This is a genomic window from Streptomyces sp. NPDC085460 (genome assembly GCF_044541975.1).
Taxonomy (GTDB): domain Bacteria; phylum Actinomycetota; class Actinomycetes; order Streptomycetales; family Streptomycetaceae; genus Streptomyces.
Map to the genome: position 1 here is coordinate 1 of NZ_JBITTO010000008.1, position 19,483 is coordinate 19,483.

Sequence of the window (19,483 nt, forward strand, 5' to 3'; positions counted from 1 at the left end):
TCCACAACGCCCTCCAGAACGCCGAGGGCAAGGGCGCCGGCCTCACCATCCGCGCCACCACCGCCCACGGCGACATCTCCGCCCACTCCCACTGAGCGCCGCCGGTGACGGCGCCCTCGCCCCCACGCCACGGCCCGGCCGGGAGTCAGCTCCCGTCCGGGCCGAAGCGCTGCCGGTACTCCGACGGGGAGAGGCCCGTCTCGCGCCGCATCAGGCCCCGCAGATGCGCCGCCGTACCGAGCCCGCTCGCCCGCGCCACCACGTCGAGGCGCGCCTCCCCCCGTTCCAGCAGCCGCCGCGCCAGCGTCACCCGCTCCCCCGTCAGCCAGGCCAGCGGCGTCGTGCCGAGCTCCGCGCGGAACCGCCGGTGCAGGGTCGCCGGGGAGACCGCCGCCCGCGCCGCCAGGTCCGCGACGGAGAGCGGCCGGTCGAGCCGTTCCTGCGCCCAGGCGAGCACCGGCGCCAGCGACTCGTCCGGGATCGCCGGCACGGGCCGCTCGATGAACTGCCGCTGTCCGCCGTCCCGGTGGGCGGCGAAGACGAGCCGCCGGCTCACCGCGCTCGCGATCTCCGCCCCGTGGTCGCGCCGCACCACGTGCAGCCCGAGGTCCAGGGCCGCCGCGCTGCCCGCCGCCGTGAGGATGTCGCCGTCGTCGACGAAGAGCACGTCCTCCTCCAGCCGTACGGCGGGGAACCGCGCCCGGAAGGCGTCCGCCCACTGCCAGTGCGCGGTGGCCCGGCGCCCGTCCAGGACCCCCGCCTCCGCGAGCGTGAAGGCGCCGCTGCAGAAACCGATCAGGCGGGCCCCGCGCGCGTGCGCGCGCCGGATCGCGTCGAGCACGGCGGGCCTGCGCGGCACGGCCACGTCGGGCCGGTTGGGCACGATGACGGTGTCGGCCCCGTCGGCGGCCTCCAGCCCCCGCACCCCGGTCAGGGTGAAGAACCCGTCCCGCATGACGGTCTCCGGCTCCGGCGAGCAGAGCCCGAAGTCGTACAGCCGCTCCCGCCCGGCGCCCAGCTCGGGCCTGCGCAGCCCGAAGACCTCGCTGGCGCAGCCGAGTTCGAAGGGGTTGGAGTTGGCGTCGACGATCACGACGACCCGGTGGGGCGGACCGGCACTCTGCGAGGATCCTTGCGGCATGTGCGATTCCTAGCACTCACGGCGGTACGCCCGCCACGGCGAGGATCACCCCATGAGCACAGCGAACCCCGCGAACACCGCGACCACCGCCGTGAACGGCACGAACACCGCGAACTCCGCGAACTCCGCGAACCCCGCGACCACCGCGACCACCGCGACCACCCCGCACGAGGAACCCCTCGCCCTCTCCTCCGCCCTCGCCTCCTTCGACGCCCTCTGGAGCCCCAGGATCGTCACCCGCGTCAACGACTACGACGTGCGCGTGGCGAAGGTCGCCGGGGAGCACCTCTGGCACGCGCACGACGACACCGACGAGTTCTTCCTCGTCCTCGACGGCGAGCTGTCGATCGCGCTCCGCGAACCGGCGGGCGAGCGCACGGTCCGCCTCCCGAAGGGCTCCGTCTTCACGGTCCCCCGGGGCGTCGAGCACAAGCCGTACGCCCCCGCCGGCGCGTCGATCCTGCTCTTCGAGCCCACCGGCACCTCCACGGTCGGCGACCGCCACGACGAGATCCCGGACCACGTGGACGCGACGACGGGCCACGCCCTGGACCGGTGACGGCACCCGCCCGGCGGCCGCCGGGCATCACGGTCGCGTTGTCAGTGGCCCCTGCCACGATGGCCACACCGGAACGACACGAGCGTGAAAGGGCGTACGCGCCATGGGGACCTGGGACATCGGACCGTTCGACAACGACACCGCCGCCGACTTCTCGTACCGGGTGGACGCCGCGCCCGGGCCGAGGAAGGCGGAGGTGCTGCTCGCGGCCTTCCGGGAGGTGACGGGGACCGGGGAGGAGTACCTGGACGCGGACCTGTCGGTGGAGGCGGTCGCGTCGGCGGCGCTGGTGGCGGCGCAGTGCCCCGGCGGCGAGCCGGTGACGACCTCGTACGCGCCGAAGGAGCCGCTGGGAGTGCTGCCGGTGGCGCTGCGGGCGGAGGCGGTGGCCGCGCTCGACCGGGTCCTGACCGAGCCGTCCGAGCTCCTGGAGCTGTGGGAGGAGTCGGACGGCGAGGAGTGGAAGACGGGCATACGGGCGCTGCGGGGCGTCCTGGCGGGGGCCTGACCCGGAGGGGCGCCGCCTAAGGTGGACCTTCGGGAGAACGGGGGTTCGATGGGTACGCCGACGACCTGGGGCCTGGTCATCGAGATGACCGTGGGCATGGGCGAACGCAAGCACATGGAGGCGTATGTGCTCGCGCACGTCACCGGGACGCGGGAGGACGCGCTCGCGGAGCTGGAGCGGCGGGCGCGGAACCACTCGCCCGCCCATCCGCGAAATCCCCGGCGCCGCAGGCTGCTTCGGCAGGGCGACGGGTTCCTTCTCGTCGTCGACGGGGCGTGGCAGTCGTACGTCAGCCGGTTCACGGTGGCGGAGCTGCTGGAGGACTCCGCCGCGCCCGCCCCGCGGGAGGAACCCCTGCCCGCGCCCGAGCCGGAACCCCCGGCCGCCGAGCCCGTCCAGCCCGTCGAGGCTCCGGTGGATCCGGTCGAGCGGTACGCGGACGGTGTGCCGGTCCGGCCCTCCTGGCTGGGCCGCGACGACCTGCGGTGAGCGCCCGAGGCCGAGCGGTAGGGCCCGCCGCACGGGCCGGGGCGACCGCGCGGCCCGCTTGGACTTCCGTGCGGGTTGTTGGATCCTCTGCCTCCGGTACGGCTCCGAGGGGCGGCCGGGCGCGATCATGGCGGCATGACGACGACCGAGCCCGCCCTCCCGCTCGCCCTGGAGTGGGTCACCGCCCCCGCCTCCTGGTCCCTCGACGGTGACGACGTCCTGACCGTCACCGCCGCGCCCCGCACCGACCTCTTCACCGACCCACTCGACGGCACCCGGCGGCAGGACGCCGCGCTCGCCCTGACCGTGCCCCCGGAGGGCGACTGGCAGTGGTCGGCCCGGGTCCGGGCCGGACTGCGGGACGCCTGGGACGCGGGCGCGCTCCTCGTCCACGCCGACGACGACCACTGGGCGAAGCTCACCTTCGAGCAGGCGCCCGACGGCACCCCCGCCGTCTTCTCCGTCGTCACCCGGGGCCGCTCGGACGACGCCGTCGCCGCGCCCGTCGCCGTGGACGCGCTGTGGCTGCGGATCAGCCGGACCGGCGAGCGGTTCGCCTTCCACTCCTCCGAGGACGGGGAGAAGTGGAGCCTGGTGCGGCAGTTCACGCTCGGCGCCCCGGTCCCCGTACGGGTCGGGCTCGGCGCCCAGTCTCCGGTCGGCGAGGGCTGCCGGGCCGCCTTCGACGCCCTCCGCCTCACCCCCACGCCCCTTGCCCACCTGTTCGACGGACGGTGAGCCCGCCGGGCGTTACGCTCCCGCCATGACGAGCATCGGAGCATGGCGCGCGAAGGCCGTCGACCACCGCCGTGAGGAGGGCACGCCCCCGTACGAGCGGGCCCTCCCGCCCGGCGAACCCCTGGCCCGGCGCGGCGAGTTCGCCGTCCACGGCGCCAGGGGCGAGATCCGGGCGACCGCCCCCGACGGCCGCCCCCTGTGGACCCACGCCGTCGCCGGCCGCCCCAACGCCGCCCACATCTCGGCCGGCCGGGTCCTCGTCACCACCGACTCCCTGGAGTACACCCCGTGGGGCTTCCTCGGCCCCGCCTACCTCCTCGACCTCACCGACGGCCGGCGGATCGCCGAGCTGCGCGGCGAGCGCGGCGCCACCCGGGGCGGCGGCCGGTTCCTGCTGGGCCTGGAGGGGTACGGCATCTTCGAGACGGTCGCGTACGACCGCGACGGCGCCGAGACGGACCGCTGGGACTCGTACGGGCACTACGTCGTCGGCAGCGGCGTCCGCGTCGTGGAGGCGGACCGGCGGATCCCCACCCGGGGCCGGGTGGTACGCCTCCTGCCCGGCGGCACCGTCTCCCCCGGCCCCGCCCTGAACGACCCCCAGCCGCCGAAACCCGTCGTCCTCCCGGACGGCACCCTCCTCGTCCTGGACGGCGGCACGATCCGCGCGGTCGGCCGGGACCTCGACGCGACCGTCCTCGCCGAGATGCCCATCCCCGCCGATGCCCGGACCCTACGGGCCCTGCGCTGGGACGGCACCCACCTCCGCGCGATCATCGCGGAACAGCACCCGGCCGAACCGACCAGGTACACGGTCGACACCTGGACCTACCGCCTCACCCCTACCGGCGCCTGATCCTCAGCACGATCGCGGCGACCGTCGCGCCGACGGCGGTGACCGCGAACAGAAGCAGCCCCGGGTTCACCCACCAGGGCACGATCTCCTCCCCCGCGCACACCAGACTCACCGGCAGCGCACTGCTGGAGTCCGGCACCGCCTTGTGCCGCGCGTTGAACCAGCACGCGTCCTCGGGAAAGAGAAAGGGCTGGTAGGAGAGCCCGTACACGTGCAGCGCGCCGCCGAGGACGTACGCGAGGGCGGCGATCCAGGCGGCCTTCCGCGCGAGCGAGCGGCGCGGGCGGGGCCGGGGCGCGGGCGGCAGCCCGGCCGCCTCCCGGCGGGCCCGGACCAGCCCGACGTACGTGATCCCCGCCCACGCCGGCAGGACGAGGGCGAGGATCACCATCCCTATGAGGGCCGCCACGGCTCAGCGCCCGATACGCCCCTCGGCGGCGGCGCTCACGAAGGCCGTGAACGCGGCGGGGCTGGCGAGGAAGGCGGGGCCTTCGGGGTTCTTGGAGTCGCGGACGGCGATGTGGGCGGTGAGGTCGGCGACTTCGATGCACTCGCCGCCGTTGTCGGCGCTGTGGGAGGACTTCCGCCAGGTGGCTGCGCCGAGCGGGGCGCACTCGATGCACTGCCCGCCGTTGTCGCCGCTGTACGAAGCCTTACGCCAGCGCGCTGCCGCCAGACTCTCGTTGATCTCCATAGTGTTCCTCCATGACGCGGGTGATCAGCGCGGACGAATCCTCCACCGAGAGAGCGGCCGCTCGCAGGTGATCGTAACGGAGCGACCCCTCCTTGAACGCGGCCGAATCCACCGTCATATGCCCCTGCACGAAGTCCTCGGTGTAGACGAGGTCAGGGTCGTCGTCGAAGCGGAGGAGCGTGAACGATCCGAGCGATCCCGCGTGGGCGCCGACCGCGAACGGAAGGATCTGGAGCTTCACCCACTCCCGCTCCTGCATCTCCAACAGGTGCGCCAGTTGCTGCCGCATGATCGCCCGTCCGCCGATCTCCTGGCGCAGCGCCGCTTCGCTCATGACCACCCAGTACAACGGCGGGTGTTCGCGGACCAGGATTCGCTGACGCTCCATGCGGCCGGCAACCAGGCCGTCGAGATCGCTCTCGAATCTCGCACTCATGAGGGCGCGGGCGTAGTCCTCCGTCTGAAGCAACCCGTCAACCAGCTGCGCCTGGAAGATACAGAGATACGTCGCCTTCGCCTCCATCTCCGCATACGGCCTGAACCACGACGGCAGTTGGCTCTTCAGCACCAGCCCCACGAGCCGCGTGAAGAACCCGCCCGTCATCAGCGCCGCGTCCAGCCGTTCCGAGAACTCCCTCGTGGGGACCTTTCTCGCGGTCTCGATCTGGCCCACCAGCGAGCCGGTGCAGAAGAGGATGTCGCCGAGCTGGGACTGGCTCAGCCCCGCGCCCTCTCTCAGCCGGCGAAGTTCGTACCCGTAGTAGTCCAGCGGCGAGGCGCTGGGATCGAGGCTGCGGATGTTGACCACGACGAGGTCACCCCCAAAGGTCACGCACAGAGGCGTTGCGTTCAGTCCGTAGCCGAGCGTAATGAAGCTGCTCCACCCTGGAGGCATGAATCAACCAACAGACTTGCATCCTGCGGCACTTGAGGCCAGCTACCGCATGGGCTTCACCGTGGGTGAGCACTCGGCCCGTCACATGCGCCACATCCTCCGCATGTTCCTCACGCGGTGGGCGCTCGACCATCTGACCGATTCCGCAACGCTCGCGCTCACCGAGCTGGTCGCGAACGTCGTGCGGCACGTGCCGGGGCGCCGCTGCACCGTGCTGTTCCTGCGGGAGCCGTACGGGCTGCGGGTGGAGGTCGCGGACGGAGTGGCCGGCGCGCTGCACGCGAAGGTGCCGGAGCCGGCGGCGGAGGGCGGGCGGGGGCTCGTGCTGGTGGAGGGGGTCACGGACCGGTGGGGCGTGGAGGAGCGGGGGGACGGGAAGACGGTGTGGTTCGAGTGCGACGGGTAGGGGGCGCGTAGGGCACGATGGGCGCCCGTACCGACGTACTACTCGCCAGTAGGAGACCGCCATGTCCGAGACCGGTTCCGAGCCCCGTGCCGAGATCCTCGCCGCCTTCGAGGCCGCGAAGGGGTTCATGCCCGTCGGGGAGGGCCTGGCCCTGTACGCGGCGGCGGAGGAGGCCGGGAAGCTGGGGCTGCCGCTGCTCGAGGTGGGCACGTACTGCGGGCGGTCGACGATCCTGCTGGCGGACGCGGCGCGGGCGGCGGGGACGGTCGCGTTGACGGTGGACCACCACCGGGGCAGCGAGGAGCAGCAGCCGGGGTGGGAGTACCACGACCCGACCGTCGTGGACCCGGAGGTGGGCGTGATGGACACGCTGCCGACCTTCCGGCGGACGCTGCGGAAGGCGGGCCTGGAGGAGCACGTGATCGCGGTGGTGGGGCGGAGCCCGCAGGTCGCGAAGGTGTGGGGCGGCGATCTCGGGCTCGTCTTCATCGACGGCGGGCACACGGACGAGCACGCGACGAACGACTACGAGGGCTGGGCCCCCCGGGTCGCCCCCGGGGGCCTGCTGGTGATCCACGACGTGTTCCCCGACCCGGCGGACGGCGGCCAGGCGCCGTACCGGATCTATCTGCGCGCGCTGGAGTCCGGCGACTTCGAGGAGGTCTCGGTGACGGAGTCGCTGCGGGTGCTGCGCCGGACCGCCTGACCCCCGGGGTCCCGTGCGCCGGGGTCACTTCCGCCAGAAGAGGTGGTGGGTCATGCCGCTGGGGCTGGGGACGACGTCGAGGTGGAAACGGTCGGTCAGGTCCTCGGGCGCGTCCCACAGCTTGAGGCCGGTGCCGAGCTTCACCGGGGAGACGGCGATGTGGAGGGTGTCGACGAGGTCGGCGTCCAGGAATTCGCGGATCGTCGTCACCCCGCCGCCGAGCCGGACGTCCTTGCCGTCCGCCGCCTCCTTGGCGCGGGCCAGGGCGGTCGCCGGGTCGGCGTCGAGGAAGTGGAAGGTGGTGTCGGAGAGCGTCAGGGACGGGCGCGGGTGGTGGGTGAGGACGAAGACGGGGGTGTGGAACGGCGGCTCCTCGCCCCACCAGCCCTTCCACTCCTCGTCGCCCCACGGGCCGCGCACGGGCCCGAACTTGTTGCGGCCCATGATCTCGGCGCCGATGTGGTGCGAGAAGTCACGGACCAGGTAGTCGTCGAGGCCCCGGGTGCCGCCGGGGTCGGTCCGGTTGGGCCAGCTGGCGGTGGCGCCCGCCCAGGCGAAGAGCCGCCCGGGGTCGACGTGCCCGAAGGGGCGCTCCAGGGTCTGGTCCTCGCCGGCGGCGATGCCGTCGGCGGAGACGGTGAAGTTCTGGACCTTCAGGAGCTGGGGCGGCCGGTGTGCGGCGGTCATGGAGTTCCTCCTCGTCGGGTCGTTCCGCAGTCATGACTGCCCGGGCGGCGCGAACTCATCGCGGGGACGCGTACCCTACGCAAAGGGGTCCGACTGTAGTACTACGAACGGAGTGGTCTCCATGGCGAGGCGGAACGACGAGCGGCGCGCCGCGCTGGTGGACGCCGCGATCGAGGTGCTGGCGCGGGAGGGGGCCCGGGGGCTGACCTTCCGGGCGGTGGACACGGAGGCCGGGGTGCCGACGGGGACCGCGTCCAACTACTTCGCCAACCGGGACGAGCTGCTCACCCAGGCCGGCGCCCGGGTGTACGAGCGGCTCCAGCCCGACGAGGAGACCATCGAGGGGACGCGGACGGCGCCGCACGACAGGGAGACGTACGTCCGGCTGATGCGGGAGCTGGTCGGACGGGTATCCGGCTTCCGCACCGGCTACCTCGCCCTGCTGGAACTGCGCCTGGAGGCCACCCGCCGGCCCGCGCTCCGCTCGATCCTCACCGCGCGGGTGCGGGCCGACGTCGAGCAGAACGTGAGCTTCCACGAGGCGTCCGGCCTCCCCGGCGACGCCACCGCTGTCAAGCTGCTCATGCTCACCCTGAACTGGCTGATCGTGGAACAGCTGACCCTCCCCGAGGTGTTCCCCGAGGAGGAGCGCGAGGCGCTGGTGGCGGCGGCGGTGGACCGGATCGTCTTCGCCGGATCCGGTCCGGACCGTCCCCTCCGGTAGAGACCCGACGGGCTGGTGGAGGCCCGACGGGCCGGTAGAGGCCCGACGGGCTAGTAGAGACCCGACGTGACGTAGAGGCAGTTGGTGTAGTCGTAGCCGGACTCGATCTTCGCCTTGCTGGTCTTGGTGTCGCCGGCCGTGGAGAAGCCGCTCCCCGCCCGCTTCTGGAGCATGTGGTACGTGCCGGCGGGCAGCTGGATCGTCACCTTCGGGTACTTCGAGGCCGCGCCGGAGCAGGGCTTGAAGCCCGGCCGCAGGGTCTCGATCCGCTCGTAGCTGCGGCAGCCCCCGCAGCCCTTCAGGGTGACCTTGCCGGTGACGGGGCCGGTGTAGAGGAGTTCGACCGAGTCCCGGGCGTCGTTGCTGATCACCATGGTCATGCGGGCGCCGCCGGGGACCGTCACCGGGGGCAGCTTCTTCCCGGCCTCCGGCTCCTGCCCGGCGATCTGCGCGGCGATCGCGATGGAACGGGCGTGGCCGACCTGCTCGCCGTCCGGGTAGTCCTTGACGTACGTGTTCATCGTCTCGGTGGCCTTGGCGAACTCCTTGTCCCCGAACTGCTCGGTGCCGCAGGCGAAGACGCCCTTGCGCACGCCCCGGTCCGCTTCCGCGACCGCCCCGCCCAGCGAGACGCCCTTCATGCCGGTGGCGACCCCCCGCAGGGAGCGCAGCTCCTCGGTGGTGTCGCACCGGCCGGCCCCGGCGGCGCCGAGCGCGCCGGCCGTGGCCCGGATGGCGTCCTTGACCGCCGTCTCGGCCTTGCCGACGTACGGTGACTGGGGGAAGGTCGAGGTCAGGTCGTTGAAGCCGGCCGTCGCCTCCGACTTCGCCGAGCCCTTGAGCGCGACGGCGCCGCACTCGTACAGGGACTGCGCCAGCGGCTCGTCCATGCGGGCCGGGCGGTCGGCGAGGAGTTCCTTGTCGACGGTGCCGGGCAGCGACCGCAGGTGCTTGAGCGGGGCGACGGCCTCGCAGTACTTCTTCTGCGCGTACGGGGCGGAGACCGTCGTGTAGTACGCGTCGAGCCGGTCCGGTACGAGCTTCGCGGCGCGCGAGCCGCCCTCGGTGCGGGTGAGGTCCTGGTACTCGCCCAGCGCCTTGCGGTAGTCGGCCTCCGCGGTCGCGAACGGCTGCCCCTCCCCGCCCTTCACCAGCGCGTCGGCGGCGGCCAGCCGGGCGAGCAGAGCCTGCTGGCGGGCCTCCTCGCGGGCGTCCGCGTGGGCCCCCGCGTACGCGACGGCGCCGCCGACGGGGGCGGCGAGCAGCACGACGGCGAGCGGCAGGGCGAGGCGGCGGACCGTGGTCCCCCAGCTGATCCGGGCCCGCAGGCCCCGGCGGGCCCCGTCGGCCGCGACGGCCAGCAGGAAGGCGCCGTACCCGACGAGCAGGGCGGTGGGCACGCCGTCGGCGTCCGCCGGGAGCGCCACCAGGAGCAGCCCCGCCGTGGCCGCCCAGCAGAGGGCGGCGCTCACCCAGTGCCGGAGCACGAGGTAGCCGAGGCCGAGGCAGGAGAGGTTCAGCAGGGCGATCAGGAGGGCCTGGAGGGGCCGCGCCTCGCCACGGGGCCCGCCGCCGGGGCCGGGGCCGCCGGGCGGTGCGGGGGGCGGGGGCGGGAGCGTCCCGGCCCCGGCCCAGCCGGGCGCCGCCGCGGGCACCTGCCCGGGCGCGGCACCCGCGCCGTACCCGCCACCGCCGTACTGGCCGCCGCCTGCGTACCCGCCACCGCCGGTGGGCGGCCCGAAGCCGCCGCCGGAGACGGGCGGCGGCCCGGCGGAGCCCGTGGGGCCGGTGGGACCCGCCGGGCCCGTGGGACCCGTAGGGCCGGTCGCGCTGGCGGGCTGCGGGGCGCCGTGGGTGCCGCCGTTCTGTGGCGCCTCCCAGGGCGCGGGCCCTGCGGCCTGCGCGGAGGCGGGCGCCGGGCCCGGGGCGGGCAGCCGGAAGGAACCCGTCTCCGAAGCGCTCGTACCCCCACCGGAACCGGCCGGCCCGAAGGCCCCGGCGGGCGCGGAGCCCGTACCTTCGGCGGGCGCGGAGCCCGTACCGCCCCCGGTACCGGCAGGCCCGAAGGCCCCGGCGGGCGCGGAGCCCGTACCGCCCCCGGAACCCGCCTGCCCGAAGGCACCACCGGGCTCGGGCTCCGGCTCCGTGCCGGCGCCGGACGCGTCGGGGCGGCGGGCCGGTCTCATCATGATCGTCCGGCCGGAGTCGTCAGGCGTCGGCGCGGGCGGCGCGTCGGCCGGGCGCTTGCCGAGGTCGGCCCCCGGCCGGGCGTCCTGCGGCGTCGGCGCCGGCGACGCGTCCGCCGGGCGTTTGGCCAGGTCCGGGCCCGGCCGGGCGTCCTGCGGTGACGGTGCCGGCGGTGCCGGCCGGGCGTCCTGCGGAGCCGCGTCGCGCGGGCCCTCCGCGTCCGGGCGCGGACGTGCGTCGTTCGGTTCTTCCCCCGCCACGGTTCCCCCTCGTGGTCCTGGCGCGGTGACCCGTCACCGCCGCTCCTTCCACCTACCCTTCACCCGACCCGCACACGCGTCCAGCGGATTGCGGGAGCGGTGACCCAGCCGGTACATCCGGTCCATGGTTCCGGCCACCGGAGGGCCTAGAGTCGCGGGGTGCCGTACGACCGAAGGAACGCCGTGACCCGCTCCGCACCCGCCGCCCTCGCGGCGCTCGTCTGCTCCGCCGCCCTCGCCGGCTGCGGCGCCGCCTCCGAGGCCGCGCAGGGCACCCAGGGCCCGGCAGCGGCGACGGCGACGGCGACGGCCACGACCTCCGCCACGGCCGGCACGCCCGCCCCGACCCGTACCCAGGACACCGGCGGCGCCGGCCGGCCGCTCGCCGGGCGGACCGTCGTCATCGACCCCGGCCACAACCCGGGGAACTTCGACCACACACGCGAGATCAACCAGAAGGTGGACATCGGCACGGCCCGCAAGGAGTGCGACACCACCGGGACCTCGACGAACGCGACCGAGGGCACGCCCGCGTACACGGAGGCGGCCTTCACCCTCGACGTCTCGCACCGGCTGCGGAAGCTCCTGGAGGCGGGCGGCGCCACGGTCGTCCTGACGCACGACGCGGACCGGCCGTACGGGCCCTGCATCGACGAGCGCGCCCGGACCGGGAACAAGGCGAAGGCCGACGCCGTCGTCTCCGTCCACGCCGACGGCTCGGCCACCGGCAACCGCGGCTTCCACGTGATCGTGCCGGCGAAGGTGCGGGAGGGGGCCGCCGACACGGGCCCGATCGTGGCCCCTTCGCGCCGGCTGGGCGAGCGGATCGTCGCCGGCTTCCGCGACGCCACCGGCACCTCGCCCGCCAACTACCTCGGCGGCGGCACCGGATTGGACGTCCGATCGGATCTCGGAGGTCTCAATCTGTCAACGGTGCCCAAGGTCTTCGTCGAATGCGGCAATATGCGTGATCCCAAGGACGCCGCGCTCCTGACGTCCGGGGCGTGGCGGCAGAAGGCGGCGCGGGGCATCGCCGACGGCATCGTGACCTACCTCAACGGGTAGAACCGGCGAGCGATAGATTCCCTCCGTACGATGGGGCCGCCCCCGTGCCCAGAACCGGCGCCTGACCGACGCGACGACGACCCGACGAAGGACTTCTTACGTGAATATCCGCTCCCTCACCCGAGGCGATGGCGTAGTGATCGGCGCTGCGGTGGTGCTTTTCATCGCCTCGTTCCTCGACATCGCCGGCTGCGACGGCCCGGACTCGATCTGCGACCAGATGCCCAACACGTGGGAGTGGTCCTACCTCGGCTGGGGCACCTTCTTCCTCGGCATCGCCGGCGCGGCGCTCGTCGTCGTCTCCCACGGCCTGCCGCAGCCCCGCAAGGTCGCCGGTCTCGACCTCGGCCAGGTCGGCGCCGCCTTCACGATCGCCGCGGCCTGGTCCCTCCTCATGTGGATCTTCGAGGCGGAGGACGCGGGCGCCGGCCTGATCCTCGGTCTGATCTCCGCCCTGGTGCTGGCCGCCGCCGCGGTCGCCGGCCCGATGGTCCCCGCCCTCAAGGCCCCGCTCGTCGGCGCCCCGCGCCCGCAGACCCCGCAGCCGTACGGCGCGCAGCCCGGCCAGCCCGGCCAGCCGGGTGTCGGCGGTGGCTACGGCTACCCGGGCGCCCAGCAGGGCCAGCAGCCCTACCCGGCCCCGCACGACGCCTCGCAGGGCGGCCAGCCCTTCGGCCAGCCGCAGCCGGCCCCGCAGCCCGAGCCGCAGGCCCCGGCGCAGGGCGGCTCGGACTTCACGCCGTTCTGGTTCGCCGTGCCGGTCGCCCGCCCGCTGTACGCGGAGGACGGCTCCGGCTCGCAGATCGCCGAACTGGCCCCCGGCACCTGGTACCTGGCCGTCGAGCAGCGCGGCCAGGCGCTGATCGCGCAGACGCAGGACGGGCGCCGCGGTGTCCTCCAGGACGCCACGGGCATCCAGCGCGGCTGACCGCCCGCCGGACCGCCGCAGCGGCCCCTCGACCGGAAGTCCTTCCGGTCGAGGGGCCGCTGTCGTACAGTCCCGGACACCCGATCTGATACATCGTCAGATCACGTCGTCGGCGTCCGCTGCGGAAGGGAGTCCGTCATGCGCCTGGGACTCGCGCTCGGCTACTGGGGCCGCGGCCCCTCCCCCGCCCATCTGGAGCTCGCGCGCGAGGCGGAGCGGCTGGGCTACGACTCGGTGTGGACGGCGGAGGCGTGGGGGTCGGACGCCTTCACCACGCTCACCTGGCTCGCCGCCCACACCAGCCGGATCGGCCTCGGCACCGCCGTGGCGCAGATGGCGGCCCGCACGCCGACCGCGACGGCGATGCAGGCGCTGACCCTGGACCACCTGTCGGGCGGCCGGATGCGGCTCGGCCTCGGACTCTCCGGGCCGCAGGTGGTGGAGGGCTGGTACGGGCGCCCCTTCCCCCGCTCCCCTCTGACCGCCACCCGCGAGTACGTGGACGTGATCCGCCAGGTGCTGCGCCGGGAGGGCCCGGTCCGGCTCGACGGACGGCACCACTCCTTCCCGTACGCCGGGGAGGACGGCACCGGCCTCGGCAAGCCCCTCAAGCCGATCACCCACCCGCTCCGCGCCGACCTGCCGATCCTCCTGGGCGCGGAGGGGCCGAAGAACATCGCGCAGACCCTGCGGATCGCCGACGGCTGGCTGCCGCTCTACTGGTCGCCCACCCGCTGGCGCGAGGTGTACGCCCTGCCGGACCGGCTCCCCGACGGCTTCCGGGTGGCGCCCATGGTCCGCGCCCAGGTCTGCGACGACCTGCCGAAGGGGCTGCTGCCGGTCAAGGCGATGCTGGGCTTCTACATCGGCGGCATGGGCCACGCGACCCGCAACTTCCACGCCGACCTGATGGCCCGCATGGGGTACGAGGCCGAGGCCCGGCACATCCAGGACCTCTTCGCCGAGGGCCGCAGGGAGGAGGCCGTCCTCGCCGTCCCCGACGCCTTCGCCGACGAGATCTCCCTCGTGGGCCCGAGGGAGCGGATCGCCGAACGCCTCCAGGAGTGGCGCACCGGACCGCTGACGGAGCTGCTGGTCACGGCACCGGACCTGGAGACGCTGCGGACGCTGGCGGAGCTGTCCTCGTAGGGGCCGGCGGACCGGCGGACCGGCGGGTCAGCGGGTCAGCGGGTCGCCGGTGAGGCCAGGTCGATGACCTCGTCGAGGATGTCGCGGGAGCGGCGCAGGTCGGCGATCAGCGTGTCGATGCGGGCCCGTTCGGCGGCCAGTTCGTCGACCAGCCGCGCCGTGGCGATCTCGCTGGGCGCGCCGTCGGCGTCGCGCATGCAGGGCAGCAGCTGGGCGATCTTGCGGCTGTTCAGGCCCGCCGCGTACAGCGCCTGCACGCGGATCACCCGGTCCACCGCCCACTCGCCGTACCGGCGCTGGCCCCCCGGGGTGCGCTCCGCACGCAGCAGCCCCTGCGTCTCGTAGTAGCGCAGCGACCGCTCGCTGACGCCGCTGCGCCGGGCCAGTTCACCGATGCGCATCCGTCGTCTCACCTCCGGCAGAAGGGACTTGAACCTGACACTGGTGTCAACTCCTACGGTACCCGCATGACGAACCGCACGGCGGCCTCCCGCCTCTTCGAGTCCACGACCCTCGGCCCCCTCACCCTCCCCAACCGGCTGGTGATGCCGCCGCTGACCCGCAACCGCGCCGCCGCCGACGGCGTCCCCCGGCCCCTCATGGTCACCCACTACGCGCAGCGGGCCACCGCCGGCCTGATCATCACCGAGGGGACCACCCCGAACGCGGTCGGCCAGACGTACCCGAACATCCCGGCCCTCCACAGCGACGCCCACGTGGCCGGCTGGCGCGCGGTCACCGACGCCGTACGGGCCGAGGGCGGGCGGATGTTCCTCCAGATCCAGCACGGCGGCCGGGTCGGCCACCCCGACAACAGCGGGCTCCGCCCGGTCGCGCCCTCGCCGGTCGCGCTGCCGGAGACGATCCACACCCCCAGCGGCCGGCAGGAGGCCGTGGTGCCCCGCGAGATGACGGCGGACGACATCCGCGAGACCGTCGCCGACTTCGCCGCCGCCGCGCGCCGGGCCGTCGACGCGGGCTTCGAGGGCGTCGAGGTGCACGCCGCCAACGGGCACCTGCTCCACCAGTTCCTGGCGAAGAACACCAACCGGCGGACGGACGAGTACGGCGGGTCCGTGGAGAACCGCGTCCGGTTCGTGGTCGAGGTCGTCCGGGCCGTCGCCGACGCGATCGGCCCCGACCGGGTCGGGGTGCGCATCTCGCCCGGGGTCACCGTCAACGGCGTCGAGGAGGGCGACACGGACGACATCTACGCGGCGCTCGTCCCCGCCCTCGCCGCCCTCGGCCCGGTCTACCTGCACGTGATCTTCGCCGATCCCGGACAACCGCTGTACCGGCGGATCCGGGCCGCCTGGCCGAACACGCTGATCGCCAACCCGGCGCTCGGATTCGGCGGGCCCCTCCCGGCCGACGGCGGGAAGGCCGCGGGCGAGCGGCTCCTCGCCGCCGGGGCGGACCTGATCTCGCTGGGCCGCGCCTTCCTCGCCAACCCCGACCTGGTCGAACGGCTCCGCACCGGCGCGCCGCTCAACCCGCTGCGGGAGACGAACTGGATGTACTCCGGCGACGAGGCCGGGTACAACGACTACCCGACCCTCGCCGAGTCCGCCGCCCTCGTGTGACCGGGGGGGGTGGCGGGAGATCAGCCGCCGCTGAGCTGGGAGGCCGAGGGGACCTTGTCGACGACCTCGGCCCCGGCGGACTTGCCGGCGTCCTTGATGTCGTTGATGACGCCCTCCAGACCGCCGACGCCGGCCGCGTCGACCTCGCCCTTGCGGAGCTTCGTACCGAGGTCCTTGAGGGACTCGATGCCGGCGGAGAGCGGGGCGACGGCCTTGGACAGGAGCGGGTCGCCCTTGGCGTTGTTCACGGCGGCCTTGAGCCGGTTGTAGGTGAACGCGCCCGCGAGGCCCGCCTTGACGAGGGCGAAGGTGCGCCCGTCGGCGCCCTTCTTGAACTTGCCGGCCTTGTACGGCTTCACGATCCACTGGTACGCGGCCCCCGCGGCGAGTCCGGCGTTCGCGACGAACCGGGTCTTCGCCAGCTTCTGCTGCTCGAAGGTGCTCGACGCCGAGGGGCTGGAGGCCGTGCTCACGCTCTGGGTGGTGTCGGCCCCGCACCCGGCCGTGGTGAGCAGCAGCGCGCAGGACAGCAGCAGCGCGACGACGCCGCGGTTCAGACTTCTGGGCACAGCGGAACCTCCCTGGGACTGGTGGCGCCAGCCTCGCCCCGGTCCCGCCGCACCGCCATCCGGGCCGCTCCGTACGGGTGGCCCGTACGGAGGGCCCGTACGGGCTCGGCCGGTGCCCGGTCAGTCCTCGCAGCAGTCCGGGGCCAGGCCCGTCGGGAGGGTCTCGCCGCCGAAGACGGCGACGGTGGCCTGTTCGCCGCCGAGGGCCGCGACCGCGAGGAGGAGGGAGCCCGCCGTCCAGGTGGTCTGCTCCTCGGGCCAGACGGCCGGCTCGTGCCCGTCGGCGCCCTCGTACACGTACCCCGTCCAGTACAGGCCGCCCGGCGCGCGCAGGTGGCCGATGTCCTGGAGGACCGTGAGGGCCCGGTCGGACTCCCCCGTCGCCCAGAGGGCGAGGGCGAGCTCGCAGCTCTCGCCGCCGGTGACCCACGGGTTGGGGACGACGCAGCGGACGCCGAGGCCGGGGACGACGAACTCGTCCCAGCGGGCGTCGATGCGGGCCTTCGCCTCGGCGCCGGTGACGGCCCCGCCGAGGACCGGGTAGTACCAGTCCATCGAGTAACGGGACTTGTCGAGGAAGCGCTCCGGGTGGCGGCGGATCGCGTGGGCGAGGGAGCCGGCCGCCAGCTCCCAGTCGGGCTGCGGCTCCTCGCGGGCCTCGGCGAGGGCGAGGGCGCAGCGCAGGGCGTGGTGGATCGAGGAGGAACCGGTGAGGAGGGCGTCCGTGACGGGGGTGCCGTCGGGCTCGCGCTTCCAGCCGATCTGGCCGCCGGCCTGCTGGAGCCGTAGGACGAACTCGACCGCCGCGTAGACGGCCGGCCACATCCGGTCGAGGAAGGCGTCGTCGCCGGTCGACAGGTAGTGGTGCCAGACGCCGACGGCTATGTACGCGGTGAAGTTGGACTCCTTGCCGCGGTCGGTGACGTCGTCGGGGTCGCCGTCCCGGTAGGCCGCGTACCAGGAGCCGTCGGGGTTCTGGTGGCGGGCGAGCCAGGCGTAGGCGCGGGCGGCGGCCTCGTGCTCGCCGGCCGTGTCCAGGGCCATGGCGGCCTCGGTGTGGTCCCAGGGGTCGAGGTGGTGGCCCCGGAACCACGGGATGGCGCCGTCCTCGCGCTGGGCGGCGAGGATGCCGGCGACGGTGGCGGCGGCCTGCTCCGCGGTGAGGACGCCGGGCAGGACCAGGTGCTCCGCGATCCGCTCGGGGGACGTCACCGGGCGTCGGCCTTCGGGAGGTGGGGCTTGGTGGCGTAGGCGACGAAGCTCTTGCCGACGACCGGGTTGAGCAGCTGCTCGGCGACCCGGGTCAGGGCGGGCTTCTTCATGATGTCCCAGACGAGGAGCTTGTGGTAGGCGCGGACCGGCAGCGCCTTGTCGTTGTCGACTCCGAACGCGCACTTCAACCACCAGTACGGGGCGTGCAGGGCGTGCGCGTGGTGGGTGCCGTACGGCTTGAGGCCGGCCTGGCGGATCTTGGCGAGGAGTTCGTCCGCCTTGTAGATGCGGATGTGGCCGCCCTCGACCTCGTGGTACGCGTCGGAGAGCGCCCAGCAGATCTTCTCGGGGCCGTAGCGGGGGACGGTGACCGCGATCCGGCCGCCCGGCTTGAGGACGCGGACCATCTCGGCGAGGACGCCCTTGTCGTCCGGGATGTGCTCCATGACCTCGGAGATGATGACGACGTCGAAGGACTCGTCGGGGAAGGGCAGGTTGAGCGCGTCGCCCTCCATCGCGGTGGCGGTGGCGCCGGCCGGGGCCTCGCCGGCCTCCTTCATGGCGGCGAACCACTTGGCGACCTCGCGGATCTCCTCGCCGTTCTGGTCGAGGGCCACGACCTGGGCGCCGCGCCGGTAGCACTCGAAGGCGTGCCGGCCCGCACCGCAGCCCAGGTCGAGCACGCGGTCGCCGGGGGCGAGCGGGAAGCGGGTGAAGTCGACGGTCAGCACGGGGTCTGCCCTTCAGGGTGGCGGGTTCGGGTGGTACGGAGGCGGTACGGGGTCGGCGGAGGTACGGGGGTCAGCGGCGGCGGGCGCCGATTCGCCGGCGCTCCAGGGCCTCGCGGTACAGCTCGGCGGTCCCCTGGGCGGCCCGCGCCCAGGTGAAACGGTCCAGCACCCTGGCCCGCCCCGCCGCGCCGAGCCGAGCCCGCAGCTCGGCGTCGCCGAGCATCCGGCCGAGCGCCGCCGCCAGGGCACCCGCGTCGCCGGTGGGCACGGCGAGGCAGGTCTCGCCGTCGGGCCCGGCGACCTCGGGGATCGCCCCGCCGGTGGTGGCGACGAGCGGGGTGCCGGTGGCCATGCCCTCGGCGGCGGGCAGGGAGAAGCCCTCGTAGAGGGAGGGGACGCAGGCGACCTCGGCGGAGCGGTACAGGTCGACGAGCTCGGCGTCGCTGATGCCCTTGACGAAGCGGACGGCGCCGTCGAGGCCGTACCGCTCGATGGCCTGGGCGACGGGTCCGTCCTCGGCGCGTTTGCCGACGACGACGAGGTGCGCCTCGGGCCGCTCGGTGCGGAGCTTGGCGAGCGCCTCGATCAGGAAGACCAGGCCCTTGAGGGGGACGTCGGCGCTGGAGGTGGTGACGATCCGGCCGGGGACCTCGGCGACCGAGGCGTCCGGGGACCACAACTCGGTGTCGGCGCCGATGTGCACGACCCGGATGCGGTCCTCGCGGACGCCGAGGTGCTCGACGATCTCGTCGCGCGAGGTGCCGGAGACGGTGAGGACGGACGGCAGCCGGCGGGCGACGCGCTTCTGCATGCGGGTGAAGCCGTACCAGCGGCGGACGGAGGCGCGGCGCTTCCAGTCGGCGGCGGCGTCGAGGTCGAGGCGCCGGTCGACGGTGATGGGGTGGTGGATCGTGGTGACCAGCGGGGCGCCGAGGGCGCGGGGGCCGCCGAGGAGGCCGTACCCGAGGGTCTGGTTGTCGTGGATCACGTCGAAGTCGCCGCGGCGGGCGGCGAGCGTGCGGCGGGCCCGCAGCGAGAAGGTCAGCGGCTCGGGGAAGCCGCCGGTCCACATGGTGGCGACCTCCAGGCCGTCGATCCAGTCCCGGTACTCCTCGCGCTTCGGCGTCCGGAAGGGGTCGGGCTGGCGGTAGAGGTCGAGGCTGGCGATCTCGCTGAGCGTGACGCCCTCGTCGAGGGTGGGGTACGGCTGCGAGCCGAAGACCTCGACGGTGTGGCCGAGGCGGGCGAGCTCGCGGGAGAGGTGGCGGACGTAGACGCCCTGGCCGCCGCAGAACGGGTTCCCCTTGTACGTCAGGAGAGCGATCCGCAGCGGACCGCCACCGGAGTCGGCGCGGCCCCGCCGGGGGCTCGCCTCTATGGCCTCAGCGGTCATGCG

22 protein-coding genes and 1 pseudogene are annotated in these 19,483 nt (G+C 74.1%); 12 read left to right on the plus strand and 11 right to left on the minus strand.

Translation table 11 applies throughout. The annotated features are described in order from the left end of the window. Positions 1-145: 145 nt before the first annotated feature. Positions 146-1,141 carry a GlxA family transcriptional regulator gene (locus ACIGHB_RS21185; RefSeq protein ID WP_399915056.1) on the minus strand — a complete coding sequence of 332 codons (996 nt, stop codon included), beginning with the start codon at positions 1,139-1,141 and terminating at the stop codon, positions 146-148. Between the two features lie 172 nt (positions 1,142-1,313). Between ACIGHB_RS21185 and ACIGHB_RS21190 the strand changes: the two are divergent. From ACIGHB_RS21190 to ACIGHB_RS21210, 5 genes and pseudogenes are all read left to right on the plus strand, one after another. Then, positions 1,314-1,700 (plus strand): annotated as a pseudogene (locus ACIGHB_RS21190) (cupin domain-containing protein); the annotation flags it as partial. 103 nt (positions 1,701-1,803) lie between these two features. Beyond that, positions 1,804-2,208, plus strand: coding sequence for a DUF4259 domain-containing protein (locus tag ACIGHB_RS21195; RefSeq protein WP_360321559.1), 405 nt, complete (start codon positions 1,804-1,806; stop codon positions 2,206-2,208). A gap of 48 nt (positions 2,209-2,256) precedes the next feature. Then, on the plus strand, positions 2,257-2,697 hold the full coding sequence (locus tag ACIGHB_RS21200; RefSeq protein ID WP_399915059.1) for a hypothetical protein: 441 nt from the start codon (positions 2,257-2,259) through the stop codon (positions 2,695-2,697). Positions 2,698-2,832: 135 nt separating this feature from the next. After that, positions 2,833-3,435, plus strand: coding sequence for a DUF1349 domain-containing protein (locus ACIGHB_RS21205; RefSeq protein ID WP_399915061.1), 603 nt, complete (start codon positions 2,833-2,835; stop codon positions 3,433-3,435). 25 nt (positions 3,436-3,460) lie between these two features. Beyond that, a complete protein-coding gene (locus tag ACIGHB_RS21210; RefSeq protein ID WP_399915063.1) occupies positions 3,461-4,291 on the plus strand; it encodes a hypothetical protein in 831 nt (276 codons plus the stop codon). Here the strand turns inward: ACIGHB_RS21210 and ACIGHB_RS21215 are convergent. Genes ACIGHB_RS21215 through ACIGHB_RS21225 form a run of 3 tightly spaced genes read right to left on the minus strand, consistent with a single transcriptional unit; the run spans position 4,278 to position 5,793 of the window. Continuing rightward, positions 4,278-4,700, minus strand: coding sequence for a hypothetical protein (locus ACIGHB_RS21215; RefSeq protein WP_399915065.1), 423 nt, complete (start codon positions 4,698-4,700; stop codon positions 4,278-4,280). The genes ACIGHB_RS21210 and ACIGHB_RS21215 overlap by 14 nt on opposite strands. Positions 4,701-4,703: 3 nt before the next feature. Then, a complete protein-coding gene (locus tag ACIGHB_RS21220) occupies positions 4,704-4,985 on the minus strand; it encodes a DUF397 domain-containing protein (RefSeq protein ID WP_399915067.1) in 282 nt (93 codons plus the stop codon). Further along, complete coding sequence (locus ACIGHB_RS21225) at positions 4,945-5,793, minus strand: Scr1 family TA system antitoxin-like transcriptional regulator (RefSeq protein ID WP_399915069.1); 849 nt, start codon at positions 5,791-5,793, stop codon at positions 4,945-4,947. The genes ACIGHB_RS21220 and ACIGHB_RS21225 overlap by 41 nt, the downstream gene beginning before the upstream one ends. Before the next feature lie 85 nt (positions 5,794-5,878). Here ACIGHB_RS21225 and ACIGHB_RS21230 point away from each other — a divergent pair, with 85 nt between their 5' ends. Then, entirely contained in the window at positions 5,879-6,286 is a 408-nt protein-coding gene (locus tag ACIGHB_RS21230) for an ATP-binding protein (protein ID WP_360321580.1), read from the plus strand. 61 nt (positions 6,287-6,347) lie between these two features. After that, positions 6,348-6,992, plus strand: a complete 645-nt coding sequence (locus tag ACIGHB_RS21235; protein ID WP_399915071.1) for a class I SAM-dependent methyltransferase — start codon at positions 6,348-6,350, stop codon at positions 6,990-6,992. A gap of 24 nt (positions 6,993-7,016) precedes the next feature. Here the strand turns inward: ACIGHB_RS21235 and ACIGHB_RS21240 are convergent, their stop codons facing one another. After that, complete coding sequence (locus ACIGHB_RS21240; protein ID WP_399915073.1) at positions 7,017-7,679, minus strand: dihydrofolate reductase family protein; 663 nt, start codon at positions 7,677-7,679, stop codon at positions 7,017-7,019. A 121-nt stretch (positions 7,680-7,800) separates the two neighbouring features. Here ACIGHB_RS21240 and ACIGHB_RS21245 point away from each other — a divergent pair, with 121 nt between their 5' ends. Then, positions 7,801-8,403, plus strand: coding sequence for a TetR/AcrR family transcriptional regulator (locus tag ACIGHB_RS21245; protein ID WP_399915075.1), 603 nt, complete (start codon positions 7,801-7,803; stop codon positions 8,401-8,403). Positions 8,404-8,453: 50 nt separating this feature from the next. On the opposite strand, the gene ACIGHB_RS21250 is transcribed toward ACIGHB_RS21245, so the two are convergent. Continuing rightward, a complete protein-coding gene (locus ACIGHB_RS21250; RefSeq protein WP_399915077.1) occupies positions 8,454-10,850 on the minus strand; it encodes a hypothetical protein in 2,397 nt (798 codons plus the stop codon). 159 nt (positions 10,851-11,009) lie between these two features. On the opposite strand from ACIGHB_RS21250, the gene ACIGHB_RS21255 reads away from it, so the two are divergent. From ACIGHB_RS21255 to ACIGHB_RS21265, 3 genes are all read left to right on the plus strand, one after another. Then, positions 11,010-11,915, plus strand: coding sequence for an N-acetylmuramoyl-L-alanine amidase (locus ACIGHB_RS21255; RefSeq protein WP_399915079.1), 906 nt, complete (start codon positions 11,010-11,012; stop codon positions 11,913-11,915). A 100-nt stretch (positions 11,916-12,015) separates the two neighbouring features. Then, positions 12,016-12,843, plus strand: coding sequence for a DUF5336 domain-containing protein (locus ACIGHB_RS21260; protein ID WP_360321079.1), 828 nt, complete (start codon positions 12,016-12,018; stop codon positions 12,841-12,843). Positions 12,844-12,981: 138 nt separating this feature from the next. After that, positions 12,982-13,992, plus strand: a complete 1,011-nt coding sequence (locus ACIGHB_RS21265) for an LLM class F420-dependent oxidoreductase (protein WP_399915081.1) — start codon at positions 12,982-12,984, stop codon at positions 13,990-13,992. Positions 13,993-14,027: 35 nt separating this feature from the next. Here ACIGHB_RS21265 and ACIGHB_RS21270 read toward each other — a convergent pair whose 3' ends face one another. Next, the gene (locus ACIGHB_RS21270) at positions 14,028-14,393 is read right to left on the minus strand and encodes a MerR family transcriptional regulator (RefSeq protein WP_360321073.1); all 366 of its coding nucleotides are present in this window, start codon (positions 14,391-14,393) and stop codon (positions 14,028-14,030) included. 66 nt (positions 14,394-14,459) lie between these two features. Between ACIGHB_RS21270 and ACIGHB_RS21275 the strand changes: the two genes are divergently transcribed. Continuing rightward, positions 14,460-15,575 carry an alkene reductase gene (locus ACIGHB_RS21275; RefSeq protein WP_399915084.1) on the plus strand — a complete coding sequence of 372 codons (1,116 nt, stop codon included), beginning with the start codon at positions 14,460-14,462 and terminating at the stop codon, positions 15,573-15,575. A 20-nt stretch (positions 15,576-15,595) separates the two neighbouring features. On the opposite strand, the gene ACIGHB_RS21280 is transcribed toward ACIGHB_RS21275, so the two are convergent. From ACIGHB_RS21280 to ACIGHB_RS21295, 4 genes are all read right to left on the minus strand, one after another. Further along, positions 15,596-16,144: a hypothetical protein gene (locus tag ACIGHB_RS21280; RefSeq protein ID WP_360321067.1), complete on the minus strand. Its 549-nt coding sequence runs from the start codon at positions 16,142-16,144 to the stop codon at positions 15,596-15,598. A 120-nt stretch (positions 16,145-16,264) separates the two neighbouring features. Then, positions 16,265-17,356 carry a prenyltransferase gene (locus ACIGHB_RS21285; RefSeq protein ID WP_399915086.1) on the minus strand — a complete coding sequence of 364 codons (1,092 nt, stop codon included), beginning with the start codon at positions 17,354-17,356 and terminating at the stop codon, positions 16,265-16,267. Further along, positions 17,353-18,087, minus strand: a complete 735-nt coding sequence (locus ACIGHB_RS21290) for a class I SAM-dependent methyltransferase (RefSeq protein WP_399915087.1) — start codon at positions 18,085-18,087, stop codon at positions 17,353-17,355. The genes ACIGHB_RS21285 and ACIGHB_RS21290 overlap by 4 nt, the downstream gene beginning before the upstream one ends. 70 nt (positions 18,088-18,157) lie before the next feature. Next, complete coding sequence (locus ACIGHB_RS21295; protein WP_360321058.1) at positions 18,158-19,480, minus strand: glycosyltransferase family 4 protein; 1,323 nt, start codon at positions 19,478-19,480, stop codon at positions 18,158-18,160. Positions 19,481-19,483 lie beyond the last annotated feature (3 nt).